Source organism: Muricauda sp. SCSIO 64092, assembly GCF_023016285.1.
Classification (GTDB): Bacteria; Bacteroidota; Bacteroidia; order Flavobacteriales; family Flavobacteriaceae; genus Croceivirga.
Genome location: NZ_CP095413.1, coordinates 2,220,783 through 2,233,892 on the forward strand (window position 1 = coordinate 2,220,783; position 13,110 = coordinate 2,233,892).

Here is a 13,110-nt window from a genome sequence, read left to right on the forward strand (position 1 = left end):
CGGAATGACAACATGCTATAACAACCCCAGTTCCAGTTTGGCCTCTTCACTCATCAAATCCTGGGTCCAGGGCGGGTCAAAGGTGATTTCTACCGCAACATCCTTTAAAATATCTATGGATTTTACCTTTTCCTCCACCTCTACCGGCAAGGTTTCCGCCACGGGACAGTTGGGTGAAGTCAAGGTCATTAGAATTTTCACTTCATACTCCTCATTGACCAAAACGTCATATATGAGCCCCAATTCATAAATATCCACAGGGATTTCAGGATCATAAATGGTCTTTAAAACCTTAACGATTTTTTCACCCAGTTCCGTAGTATCTATCGTTACTTCTTCGCTCATTTCCTTAGTTTAATTGTGTCTGATAGGCAATGGCGTAAAGCTTCAATTGCTTTATCATACTTACCAAACCGTTTGCCCTTGTTGGGGATAAGTGTTCCTTAAGCCCTATTTCATCAATAAATCCAGTATCCGCATCTATGATGTCCTGAGGCTTTTGATTACTAAAAGCCCTGATCAATATGGCAATAATGCCTTTGGTGATAATGGCATCACTATCTGCCGTAAAAACCAATCGGTCGTCATTCAGTTCCGCATGTACCCAAACCTTGCTCTGACAGCCTTTTATGATATTGTCATCGGTTTTGTATTCTTCTTTTATCAAGGGAAGGGATTTCCCCAATCCTATCATGTATTCATACTTTTCCATCCAGTCCTCGAACAAACTAAATTCGTCCACAATCCCTTCCTGAATTTCTTGGATACCCATGTTCAAATTTTTATGCAAAAGTACAAAGCGAATGACGGTTGTTCAATTCCTTTGGGAATTCTTTATATAAGCATGTTCCGAGCTTTTTGTACTCCCGCTACAAGTGCGTCTATTTCTGCTTTGGTATTATAAAAACTAAAACTTGCCCTAACCGTTCCCGGAATTTGGTAAAAATCCATAATGGGTTGTGCACAGTGGTGGCCCGTACGGACGGCAATGCCCAGTTTATCCAGAATAGTCCCGATATCGTAGGGATGTATCCCTTTAATATTAAAGGAGACCACAGCCGCTTTTTGGGAGGCCTCCCCATATATTTTTAAGCCCTCTATCTTCTTTAATTCCGAAGTGGCATAGTGCAAAAGCTCTTCCTCATAGGCCGCAATGGCCTCAAAACCTATGCTGTTCATATAATCCAAGGCCGCACCAAAGGCAATACCCCCTGCTATGTTGGGTGTTCCTGCCTCAAACTTATGGGGCAGATCGGCATAGGTGGTTTTTTCAAAAGTAACTTCGGCAATCATTTCACCACCGCCCTGGTATGGCGGAAGTTTGTTGAGCCATTCTTCCTTTCCATAGAGCACACCCACTCCCGTTGGTCCGCATACTTTATGTGCGGAAACGGTATAAAAATCCACATCCAATGCCTGAACATCCGCTTTTAGATGTGGTGCTGCCTGTGCGCCGTCCACCAATACCGCGGCACCCACAGCATGTGCGGCATCTATAATTTTTTTTATGGGATTGATTGTCCCCAAGGCATTGGACACATGATTGCAGAATACCAACTTTGTCCTATTGGAAAGCAAATTGTGATACGAGTCCATAACCAATTCCCCATCCTGGTTCATAGGAATCACCTTCAACTGTACGCCGGTACGTTCACAGAGCATTTGCCAGGGCACAATGTTGGAATGGTGTTCCATGGCGGACACCAAAATCTCGTCCCCTGATTTTAAAAAACCGGAAAAACCATTGGCCACCAGATTAATGGCATGGGTCGTTCCAGAAGTGAAAATCACTTCATGGGATTTGCCGATATTAAAGTGTTTTTGGATTTTGATCCGTGCCTGTTCATATGCATCCGTAGCTTCCTGGGACAGGAAATGTACCCCCCGGTGGATATTGGCATTATAGTTTTGATAATAGTGTACAATAACATCAATGACCTGTTGCGGTGTTTGCGAAGTAGCCGCATTATCAAAATAGACCAAGGGTCTTCCATTGACCTCCCGATCTAGAATAGGGAAGTCCTTACGTATTTTTTGGAGAGCCAGTGTTGTTTTTGCCATAATCTAAAATAGAAAATACCCCACGGATAACTGATATACTGAATTGTTGTTGGATTCGGTGGGAATAATACTGTCCCTTGAAATGTTGGAGAATCCTTGAAAGTAATTCAGTTCTACAAATACATCATGAGTGATTGCATATGCAGCTCCCACCTTAAGCCCATAATCAACCCTAAAATCTCCCGAAATCCTTGTGGTATCATCACCCAATGAAGGCCCTGAAGTGTTTTTGTTTACAGTTACCGTATTTAATAAAAATCCCAATTGAGGGCCAAAATTAATTGAAAAGTCGGGCTTCAAATAATACTTCAACAGTAAAGGAACGTTCAAGTAGTTCAAACGAGTAGTAAATTCAAAAAGCGTTAGTGGTTCATTTGGGGTCTGCCGTAATCCAAATTCAATATGATATCCCTGGGAGGAATAGGCCACCCTCGGAGAAAATGCTATTCTATCGGATAAACTTAAAAATGAAAAGGCCCCGACATGGTACGAAATCCTCCGTTCGACATCAAAATTATCCTTTAGATCGCCAAATACATTGGAATAATTCGCGCCGCCCATAAGACCAAATTTCTTGTCCTGTGACTGACCAACTTTTATGGAAAGCGATAAAAGTACAAGTAAGAACAGTTTTCTTTTCATTCCAGCAAATCGGTTCTTGGTTTTCCAATAAGGCAACCTTTCATGGGAACCCTACTTTCGTAGGGAATGACATTACCTACATTTCAAAACCGACCCTGACCCCAAGCTTTTGGGCGATAAGGGAATTGATTCGTGTTTTTAACTCCGGTATGCGCACGCTCTCCAGAACATTGTTCGCAAAGGCATACATCAAAAGGGCGGTTGCCTCCTTTTTAGGGATACCCCGTGACTGTAGGTAAAACAAGGCATCCTCATCCAATTGGCCTATGGTACAACCGTGGGAGCACTTGACATCATCGGCAAAAATCTCCAACTGCGGTTTGGTATTTACCGTTGCCTGATCACTGATCAATATGTTATTGTTCTGTTGAAAGGCGTTGGTCTTTTGGGCAATCTTATCCACAATGATCTTTCCATTGAAGACCCCTGTGGATTTTTCCCCAAAAATACCTTTGTAATCCTGATGGCTCTCGCAATTGGGTTGTGCATGATGTACCAGGGTATGATGGTCCACATGTTGTTTTTCCCCAAGGATGGTCACCCCTTTGAGGGTAGAATCGATACGTTCCCCATCTTGATAAAAATTCAAATTGTTCCGGGTAAGTTTTCCGCCAAACGAGAACGTATGCACGCTAACATTACTGGTGTCTTTCTGGTCAATATAGGTGTTGTCCACCAAAGTGGCCGATTCCTTATCATTTTGAACCTTGTAATAATCTATCCTCGCGCTTTTGGCCGCAAAAATTTCGGTAACGGAGTTCGTGAAAACTGCATTTTCCGTTAAACTTTGGTGCCGTTCTATTACCTGAAGTTCCGCATTTTCCTCTGCAATGATCAAATTACGGGGCTGTAATAGCAAAGCAGCCTCATTACCCGTAGCTAAATGTAGAATTTGAATGGGCTTTCTGGGTGCTTTGTTTTTGGGGATATAGATATAGGCCCCTTCTTTGCTAAAAGCCGTATTCAGGGTCGTCAAGGATTCGTCTTTGGAGGCCACCTTGTTAAAATAAACATCGATGACCTGTCTGTACATGGGCTTTGTCAAGGCAGAACTCATTAAACAAACATCGACGCCATCATGCGTGGTCTCGGATAAGTAGCTACTGTAGATACCGTCAATAAACACAATTTTATAGGTATCTATTTCGTGAAGAAAGTACTTTTTGACATCCTTATATTCCAGTACATTCTCTTTCTTGGGGAACACACTGAAATCAATCTTCTGCAAATTGTTCAGCGAAGTATACTTCCAAGCTTCCTGCTTTTTGTTTGGAAAGCCTTTGAGCTCAAAATTTTTAATGGCCGCTGAACGGATATCATGAACGGGATGGTTGACATCAACTTTACTTTCGAATGCCAAAAAGGACGATACCAGTTTATCTTTTAAATCCATATGCTATTGTTGTCCTTCCTGTCAAAGCAGGAATTTTTGATTTGTTTTCCTTATTTCGATGGATTCCCTGCTTCACTTTGACCTGGCTTGGTGCAAGCTCGGGAATGAACATATTACACGACTACTTCTTGCTTGATCCAATCGTAACCTTTTTCCTCCAGTTCCAAAGCCAGTTCCTTTCCACCGGACTTTGCAATTCGCCCATCAAAAAGCACGTGCACATAATCGGGAATAATGTATTCCAACAATCTTTGGTAATGGGTAATGACCACAATGGCATTGTCCTTGCTCCGCAATTTGTTCACACCATTGGCCACAATGCGCAAGGCGTCAATATCCAATCCGGAATCCGTTTCGTCCAAAATGGCCAATTTGGGTTCCATCATGGCCAATTGAAAGATTTCGTTGCGCTTTTTCTCCCCTCCGGAAAAACCTTCGTTCAAGGAGCGTGAAAGGAATTTTCTATCGATTTCCAACATTTCGGACTTTTCCCGGATCAACTTGAGCATTTCATTGGCAGGCATGTCCTCCAAACCTTTTGCTTTTCTACTTTCGTTGATGGCCGTTTTCATGAAGTTTGTCACGGTTACCCCCGGAATTTCCACAGGGTATTGAAAGGACATAAAAATGCCTTTATGGGCCCTTTCCTCCGGTGCCAATTCCTCTAAATCCTCCCCTTCCAAGGAAATGCTTCCCTTTTTTACCTCAAAATCCTCTTTCCCGGCAATTACCGAGGCCAATGTGCTCTTACCGGAACCGTTGGGTCCCATAATGGCGTGTACCTCCCCAGGGTTCACGGTAAGGTTTATTCCTTTCAGAATCTTTTTATCCTCAACACTGGCGTGTAAATCTTTGATTTCTAACATAACTATTAACTACGGTTATTTTAAATATTTTGGTGCCTTGGGCATACGTTGCATGATCTTTGGATTTATCCTACGGAACCTTCCAAACTGATTTCCAGTAATTTCTGTGCTTCCACGGCAAACTCCATGGGCAATTTGTTCAATACCTCCTTACTAAAACCGTTTACAATAAGGGCGATGGCCTTTTCTGTATCGATGCCCCGTTGGTTGCAATAGAAAATTTGGTCTTCCCCAATCTTGCTTGTGGTAGCCTCATGTTCAATTTGTGCCGATTTGTTTTTGGCCTCTATGTAGGGGAAGGTATGTGCGCCACATTCGTTGCCCATCAATAGGGAATCGCATTGTGAAAAGTTTCTGGCATTTTCCGCCCTGCTGTTCACCTGTACCAAACCTCGGTAACTGTTTTGGGACTTCCCTGCAGAAATCCCCTTGGAAATAATGGTGCTCCTGGTATTGTTCCCCAAATGGATCATTTTGGTCCCTGTGTCCGCTTGTTGAAAATTATTGGTCACTGCGATGGAATAAAACTCCCCAACAGAGTTATCCCCTTTTAAGATACAAGAAGGGTATTTCCAAGTTACGGCGGAGCCCGTTTCCACTTGGGTCCATGATATTTTTGAATTCTTTTCACATAGACCTCTTTTCGTCACAAAGTTGTATACCCCTCCTTTTCCATTACTATCGCCGGGAAACCAGTTTTGTACGGTGGAATATTTAATCTCCGCATCATCCAATGCTATCAGCTCAACCACTGCTGCGTGTAACTGGTTTTCGTCGCGCGAAGGAGCTGTGCAACCCTCTAAATAACTCACATAACTGCTCTCATCAGCAATGACCAAAGTGCGTTCAAACTGGCCTGTTCCGCCCTCATTGATCCTAAAATAAGTTGAAAGCTCCATAGGGCATTTTACTCCCTTTGGAATGTAACAGAAAGACCCATCAGTGAAAACCGCAGAGTTCAATGCAGCATAAAAATTATCCGTTTTAGGGACTACGGTACCCATATACTTTTTAATCAATTCAGGATGCTTTTGAATTGCTTCTGAAATGGGCATAAAAAGAATTCCTTTTTCCTCCAACGTCTTTTGAAAGGTAGTTGCCACTGAAACCGAATCTACCACAATATCAACCGCAACGTTTTGAAGGCGCTTTTGTTCATCTAAAGATATACCTAGTTTTCGGTACATTTCCAATAATTCGGGATCCACATCATCCATGGTTTTGTTGGGATCGGCCTTTTTTGGAGCAGAATAATAACTGATGGCCTGAAAATCTGGTTTTTCATAATGTACATTGGCCCATTCCGGTTCTTCCATAGACTCCCAAATACGAAACGCCTCAAGACGCCATTCGGTCATCCATTCAGGCTCATTCTTCTTTTTGGAGATTGCTCGTACTATATCAGCATTCAATCCTTTCGGAAAAGTATCGGATTCTATTTCTGTATAAAACCCGTACTCATATTCTTTGGTTTCAAGTTCCTTTTTTAATTCTTCTTCTGTATAGGCCATGTTCCCGTTTTTAAAGTGAAAAACTTTCCCCGCAACCGCAGGTACGTTGGGCATTGGGATTGTTGAATACAAATCCTTTACCGTTTAACCCGCCGGAATACTCCAAGGTAGTTCCAACCAGGTATAAAAAACTTTTTTTATCTACAATGATCCGAACTGAGTTGTCCTCAAATACTTTATCCCCTTCCTGAATTTGATTATCAAAATCCAGCTCATAGGACAATCCACTACAACCTCCACTCTTTACACCCACTCGAACATAATCCTTGGCGGCATCGAAGCCATCTTCGGTCATCAAGGTCACCACTTTTCGTTTCGCGTTTTCTGAGACTTTAATCATGTTTTACTTGGATTAGATGTTAGAAAAACATCGGTTCTTATTATTGGCTTGTTCATTCTTTACTTCATTTCCTTCTTCATTCCCCTTTATCAAGATAAGACAAAATTCCAGCGGTTCAATACCCTAAAAACCATCTTTGACCTTGAATGTAAAACCAATCCTTATCTAGCATAATTCTAAATAGTCCACAAATATAGACGATATGTCGATCAATTCCGGGATTTCTAACATTATTATAACGTATAATCTGATAAACTTTTTTTATGGAAAGGTTAAACAAAATATTGGTAGAAAAATCCAGCTTGGGTTTGGCTCAAAAACCTTTAATTTTCTAGGTATTCAGCGAATTATTGTATTAGGGGAATTATTGCAAGTTGATGACCACCATATCCATCCCTCCTTTGGTCTGAATTTCAGGAAAATCCTGACTTGTGGTTTCACCAATGACCACCACATTCCCAGTGGCGGTTTCCAGTGCATCATATCCAAAATCCAGGTTTGATCCCCCAAGGGATTTTTCCCATTCCAAATTGCCGGAAGCATCCGTTTTAAAGACCCAAATGTCATTTTCCCCGAAATTTTCGGCCAGGTCCCCATCAAAACTCTTGGAATTCCCGCACACCAAAAATCCTTCGTCCATGGTCAATCGTACGCTGTGGGCAGCATCGAAACCTGCACCTCCAAAGGATTTTTCCCAAAGCAATTGACCATTATCATCTATTTTTATGAGCCAAACATCGGATTGCCCATTGTTTTTGGTGACCTGGGTGTCCTCACTAAAGGTGTTGCCTGTAATGACATAACCCCCATCCGTTGTGGCAACGATATCCTGGGCTTGGTCAATGCCGGTACCCCCAAAGGAGCTTTCCCACACAAAAGTTCCGTTTTTATTGATTTTCACTGCCCAAAAGTCATAGCTGCCCTTTGGATTGCCAATATCGAAGTCATCACTCTCGGAGGCTCCAACCAAAATGTAACCTCCATCATGGGCATTGACCACCCCAAAAGAGCGGTCGTTATTGGTTCCCCCAAAAAACTTGCGCCATTGTAAATTGCCATCGCCATCGATTTTAGTACCCCAAAACTCCCCTACCCCATGGGCCGTCAACCTACCTTTGTCCGTGCTGCCCTCGCCATTGGAAGAGGTCACATCCAAAAATCCGGAGAAGAAAAATCCCCCATCAACGGTTTCCACCAAATCATAGGAATGGTCATGCCCAGAAAAGCCAAAGCTCTTTTCCCACAGGATGTTTCCGGCAGCGTCCAATCGTAAGATCCAATTGTCATGAAAGCCTTCATTATTGCTTCCGTCCCCATCATCGCTCATGGCATAACCTGTTATGGCATACCCCCCGTCCGAGGTCTGAATAACCTGCTGTCCCTGGTCATCTTTACTGCCCCCATAGGTTTTCTGCCATTCCAAATCTCCATCCATATCCAATTTTACCAACCAATAATCATTCACCGCAAGGTTTTTGGACGAAAGATCCCCATCCGTACTATTGCTCATTCCCAAAATGGCAAATCCGCCATCGGTGGTCTGTATAATGGAACGCGCAGAATCGTATCCCGAACCTCCAAAGTTTTTGGTCCAAACCACATTTTTAAGGGTGTTGGGGATCGGGTCGTTCCCTTCAATCTTAATGGAGTCCTCCGAGCAGGAAACACCAAGGATTACCATTAAAAAATAGGATACTCTTTTCATAGCTGCAGTTGATTACTCCGATTTCTTCACCACGAAGAAACCAGTATTTGAATCATTAATGATCACCTTACCACTTTCAAAATACGGATAAACGCTCCAGACCCCGTTAAAACTCGCATTGTTGTTTGAGGGAAACGTATCAAAGAAACCCGTTTCGGATATGCTCCCGCTTCCAATGGCGGAGATATCCAATACCCGCATTCCCGCAGCATAATTGGCCAGGAAGAATTCGTTCCCTTTCACGTAACCGTTATGGTCGACAGCTGCGGTGGGCCCAGTGTAGGTCATGTGCAATTGTGGAGCGTCCAAATCGGTCAGGTCAAAGACCAAAGTCCTGGAATCGAAACCGAAATTGATTTCATCAAATTCATCCCCCAACAAAAAATAGCGCTGATCTTCCGTAAACCACCCTTGGTGGGTATACCCCAATTGCGGATAGTCCAAATTTGAGATTAGGGTAGAATTGGATTTGTCCGTGATATCCACAATGGCAATTTGGTTTTCATTTGCTCCGATAAAAATCTCACGCCCCGTATAATCCGTATCCGGTCCTGTATAGGTAACCACCTGGGCATCGTGGGTATAACCATTACCTCCATATCCCCCGACACCGGTAGGGGAACTAGGGTTTTGGACATCCACAAAATGCACTCCCCCACCAAAGGCGTCATTGCGGGCAGTCCCTACGGGGTAAGCAAATCCCACGGCTTCATTGATGACTACATTATGGGCATTGCCAATGTCTGTATATCGGGTATCGGCACTAAAGTTTTGAGGTGGGTCGGCCACATCCCTTAATCGGGTCAAATCAAAAACTTGCATCCCATGTCCATTTGCTTCGGATACAATAAAGGCATGGTCCTGATATATTTTTACATCCCGCCAAATACTGGAGGTGGTAGCGGTTGGCAATTTTCCGAGATAAATCAAATTATCCGTATCACTGATGTCCACAAAGACCGTTCCATTGTCCAGACCAATTAAGGCGTATTCCTTTCCGCTGGTACTATCCGTCCAGCCCCAAATATCATTTCCTTCACTGGCCGAAAAAACGGAATGTTCAATTCTGCCCAATAGATCATAGCCATTGCAGGGGAATTCCCCGGCCATTCCATTTTCACAGGGAACCGCTCCCGTACCAACGGAGCCATCGCCATTTCCATCCCCTCCTGGATCCAGGTTATCAACTGGCACCACCCCATCATCGTCCTGGTCCGATCCACAGGCCCACACCCCAAAAACCATAAGGATCAACAAGCCTATAAAACTTCGATTCATCCCTTTTAAATTGCTGTTAAGTAAAGATACGACTTTCAGGAATTGCCGTTATTTTTGCCAAATGCTAGAAGATAAAAACCAATCCAGCACCCCGTTGCAACAGCTAGGGGAGTTCGGTCTTATTAAACATCTGACAAAGGATTTTGAATTGGTCAACCCTTCATCCATTAAAGGGGTTGGGGATGATGCCGCCGTGCTCGACTTTTCCTCAGAAAAAACAATAGTTTCCACGGACCTATTGGTTGAGGGCGTGCATTTTGATTTAAGCTACATGCCCTTAAAACACTTGGGGTATAAGTCCGTTATCGTAAACCTTTCGGACATCTATGCCATGAATGCCATAGCCACACAGATTACGGTCTCCATAGCCGTTTCCAATCGTTTCCCCTTGGAGGCTTTGGAGGAGTTTTACGCCGGAGTTGCCCTGGCTTGCAACATATATGGGGTTGATTTAGTTGGCGGGGACACCACCTCCTCAACCAAAGGCATGCTTATCTCTGTAACGGCTCTGGGTGCAGCAAGTGGGGAGGAATTGGTAATGCGATCTGGCACCAAGGAAAACGACCTATTGGTGGTAACCGGGGATTTAGGTGGGGCCTATTTGGGCCTGCAGGTATTGGAACGGGAAAAAGAAGTTTTTAAGGTCGACCCCAATAACCAACCTGATCTGGAGCCCTATAGTTATATTGTGGAGCGCCAATTAAAGCCGGAGGCCAGAAAGGATATTGTGGAATTATTGGAAAAACTGGATGTTCACCCCACAAGTATGATCGATATCAGTGATGGACTTTCCTCTGAAATATTGCACCTATGTGAGCAAAGTGAAGTAGGTTGTAATTTATATGAGGATAAGATACCCTTGGATCCAACGGTTATATCCACGTCAGAAGAATTTAAGATGGATAGTACCATGATTGCCCTTAGTGGTGGGGAAGATTACGAGCTGTTGTTTACCATTGACCAAAAAGAATTCCCAAAAATCAAGGGAAATCCAAATCTTACGGTTATTGGGCATATGACCCACAGGAATGAGGGGGCCCACCTTATCTCAAGAAATGGTTCTAAAATTCCGTTGACGGCCCAAGGTTGGAATTCATTTACCGGGAATGAATAAACCCGAAGTCCATAATTCCCTATTTCCCATTTTCAATGGAAACTGTCCTGGTATGGCCTTTTGGGACAAAGCCCAGTCCCACGTTTTCAAGGAATTTGTAGTAGTGTCCCCTTTAAAACAAAAAATCCCGGAAAATTAAGGGCTATCCAAATTTTACGGTCTTGGGGCAGGTGACGGATAAAATAAGGGGCACACTTAATCTCCAGGAATACCTTTGAATTCCTTTCAATGCCGGATCAGGCAACTTGCTTACGTTCCGGATGACCCACTGCGCGCCTTCTGTTGCGACGGTGGTACATATCCTCCAACGTTTTATTGATTTCCTTTAATTTGGCAGTAAGTGGAGACAGTTTGCCACGTTCATCCGTTGTCACTTGTTTCTGACAGTGGACACACTTGTACTCCTTAATATGCTCGGTCACTTTTTTGGATACCACAAAATGATGGCCGAAGAAGTTGCAGAAGATACCAGTGATTTTGTTGCCATCGGGGGTAATGGTATTTTTCATAGGCTTCAAAAAGTTAGTTGCATGTTTCGATTTGGGGACCGAATAATGCAATGATTAGTTATTATTCCATTGCGTTAACAACGCGGGTTTGGTTCTTTTAAAAGGCAACGATTGCTAAATCTCCTTTATTTTGATGCCATGCCAAAATTTTTTGTTTTTTCGATGAACTGCACAAAATCGACAAAGCGTTTCATAAAATCGATGAATCGATATGGTTATCAATATACAAAATCAAAGCGTTTTAACAAATCATTTTAAAGCATTGAACCTCAAAACGTAAACGAATGTAGTATTACTCTTACTTTTGTCCTGTGTTCAGTGCCATAGCCCCGATCGGTTCCCTTGATTCAAAAGGGGTTAAATTAACGTGGTTTCGACGTATGGTATTTGGTTCCAAGTAAAAATTGGTTTGATCTCCATAGTCGCAATCATTTCATTGGAATGCCAATTGTAGGAAAATGTTTCTAAAAGCCTAAATCACGGACCGTGGTTGCACAGCGAAATCTTAGCCAATAAAATCATTAAAAAGAACTGACAATAGAACGCAAATCCGATGGTTTCCCAAGACGATTTTTCAGTTCTGCAAAATAGCTGCTTTATGGGCCGACTACCCTGCCTTGCGTCACCAAAAAAACAGCGTGGGTATTCAACCATTTATGCATTTCCTTTTATTAATTTCCAATGATTTTCTCTCCCTAGTTTCATATCTTTGCCCCCACATCGAAAAGAGCGTATATGGGATTGTGGAAACATGTGGGAAAGGGTATTTCGGCCTTTGTACTGGTGTCAATTTTACTGTTTCCTTTGGCAATCCGTTTTTCGCATCATTGTGAGGCGCATGAACATCATACGTTTACGCTTGATGTGGATGATTTTCAAGAAGCAGGGCACGATTGTCTGACGTGCCATTTTCAACTCGCCTCATTCACTTATGATATTTCGGCTTTTCCAGAACTCTTGTCACATAGCTATCCGGAAACTGCCGAAAAGCATTTTTTTTGCACAGCTATTAATTGCTTTACACTGACCAATGCCCGATTAAGGGCCCCTCCCTCGTTTTCTTCATAAAACCTCCTCCGGTTTTATATTTCATTTTGCCCCATGGAGGGCAAGAGGCCCTGTTTGTTGACAACTGGTCCAGACCATTGTGCTTGTTGATATTTTATAGGGCTTCTTGTACCATGATACTTTTGACTTAACCAATATATTCAGGTAATCGTCTTGAAGACGCACTGGAAAAACATCATAGCACTCTTTTTCTTGGCAAGTTTTCTATTGCTAAGAGTAGTGAATCTGCACAGCATCGCCCATTTTTGCTCCCATGACCATGAGGACATGGAGCATTGTGGGCAATGCGCATTCATCCTAAGTGCAAAACAGGGCATGCCCCTACAGGCAACGGCCCATACGGATTTGGTTTTCACACCACTTCTATCCCTAAAATGGGAAAAAAGGCCTGCGCACTACAAGGCGCCATATCGGAAAACCCACCTTTCCTATTATTATAACAACAAGGCCCCACCCTTTTACATAAAGGGATAATTATGCTTTTTACCGAATACTGCCTTAGCATATCCTGAAGTCTAAACCATATGTTTCCTATAGACAAACTTTGGTTTTATCCGTAAGATTGGTAATGTTCAAAAACCATGTTATCCCTTCTCGCCAAGGCATCCGGCCTCTCCATGCGA

General features: G+C 43.0%; 14 protein-coding genes. 3 read left to right on the forward strand and 11 right to left on the reverse strand.

Translation table 11 applies throughout. The features are described 5' to 3' along the window. Positions 1 to 15 precede the first annotated feature (15 nt). The 10 genes from L0P88_RS09230 to L0P88_RS09275 all read right to left on the reverse strand — a co-directional run bounded on the left by L0P88_RS09230 (position 16) and on the right by L0P88_RS09275 (position 9,796). Complete coding sequence (locus L0P88_RS09230; RefSeq protein ID WP_158776431.1) at positions 16 to 345, reverse strand: iron-sulfur cluster assembly protein; 330 nt, start codon at positions 343 to 345, stop codon at positions 16 to 18. Between the two features lie 4 nt (positions 346 to 349). Continuing rightward, positions 350 to 772, reverse strand: coding sequence for a SufE family protein (locus tag L0P88_RS09235; protein WP_247134304.1), 423 nt, complete (start codon positions 770 to 772; stop codon positions 350 to 352). A 62-nt stretch (positions 773 to 834) separates the two neighbouring features. Beyond that, complete coding sequence (locus L0P88_RS09240) at positions 835 to 2,061, reverse strand: aminotransferase class V-fold PLP-dependent enzyme (protein WP_281499726.1); 1,227 nt, start codon at positions 2,059 to 2,061, stop codon at positions 835 to 837. 3 nt (positions 2,062 to 2,064) lie between these two features. Continuing rightward, a complete protein-coding gene (locus tag L0P88_RS09245) occupies positions 2,065 to 2,703 on the reverse strand; it encodes a porin family protein (protein ID WP_247134305.1) in 639 nt (212 codons plus the stop codon). Positions 2,704 to 2,779: 76 nt separating this feature from the next. Then, positions 2,780 to 4,096 carry a Fe-S cluster assembly protein SufD gene (sufD, locus tag L0P88_RS09250; protein ID WP_158776428.1) on the reverse strand — a complete coding sequence of 439 codons (1,317 nt, stop codon included), beginning with the start codon at positions 4,094 to 4,096 and terminating at the stop codon, positions 2,780 to 2,782. 113 nt (positions 4,097 to 4,209) lie between these two features. After that, on the reverse strand, positions 4,210 to 4,962 hold the full coding sequence (gene sufC, locus L0P88_RS09255; protein ID WP_247134306.1) for a Fe-S cluster assembly ATPase SufC: 753 nt from the start codon (positions 4,960 to 4,962) through the stop codon (positions 4,210 to 4,212). A gap of 65 nt (positions 4,963 to 5,027) precedes the next feature. Next, entirely contained in the window at positions 5,028 to 6,473 is a 1,446-nt protein-coding gene (gene sufB, locus L0P88_RS09260; RefSeq protein WP_247134307.1) for a Fe-S cluster assembly protein SufB, read from the reverse strand. A gap of 10 nt (positions 6,474 to 6,483) precedes the next feature. Continuing rightward, entirely contained in the window at positions 6,484 to 6,813 is a 330-nt protein-coding gene (locus L0P88_RS09265) for a HesB/IscA family protein (protein ID WP_247134308.1), read from the reverse strand. A gap of 364 nt (positions 6,814 to 7,177) precedes the next feature. Further along, a complete protein-coding gene (locus L0P88_RS09270) occupies positions 7,178 to 8,518 on the reverse strand; it encodes a hypothetical protein (RefSeq protein ID WP_247134309.1) in 1,341 nt (446 codons plus the stop codon). Between the two features lie 12 nt (positions 8,519 to 8,530). After that, on the reverse strand, positions 8,531 to 9,796 hold the full coding sequence (locus L0P88_RS09275; RefSeq protein WP_247134310.1) for a choice-of-anchor B family protein: 1,266 nt from the start codon (positions 9,794 to 9,796) through the stop codon (positions 8,531 to 8,533). A 61-nt stretch (positions 9,797 to 9,857) separates the two neighbouring features. Between L0P88_RS09275 and thiL the strand changes: the two genes are divergently transcribed. After that, positions 9,858 to 10,910 (forward strand): thiamine-phosphate kinase, encoded by a 1,053-nt coding sequence (thiL, locus tag L0P88_RS09280; protein ID WP_247134311.1) that lies wholly within the window; start codon positions 9,858 to 9,860, stop codon positions 10,908 to 10,910. Between the two features lie 236 nt (positions 10,911 to 11,146). On the opposite strand, the gene L0P88_RS09285 is transcribed toward thiL, so the two are convergent. Further along, positions 11,147 to 11,419 (reverse strand): hypothetical protein, encoded by a 273-nt coding sequence (locus L0P88_RS09285; RefSeq protein ID WP_247134312.1) that lies wholly within the window; start codon positions 11,417 to 11,419, stop codon positions 11,147 to 11,149. A 735-nt stretch (positions 11,420 to 12,154) separates the two neighbouring features. Between L0P88_RS09285 and L0P88_RS09290 the strand changes: the two genes are divergently transcribed. Both L0P88_RS09290 and L0P88_RS09295 read left to right on the forward strand, forming a co-directional pair. After that, positions 12,155 to 12,487 carry a hypothetical protein gene (locus tag L0P88_RS09290; protein WP_247134313.1) on the forward strand — a complete coding sequence of 111 codons (333 nt, stop codon included), beginning with the start codon at positions 12,155 to 12,157 and terminating at the stop codon, positions 12,485 to 12,487. A gap of 153 nt (positions 12,488 to 12,640) precedes the next feature. Continuing rightward, positions 12,641 to 12,961 carry a hypothetical protein gene (locus L0P88_RS09295; RefSeq protein ID WP_247134314.1) on the forward strand — a complete coding sequence of 107 codons (321 nt, stop codon included), beginning with the start codon at positions 12,641 to 12,643 and terminating at the stop codon, positions 12,959 to 12,961. Positions 12,962 to 13,110 lie beyond the last annotated feature (149 nt).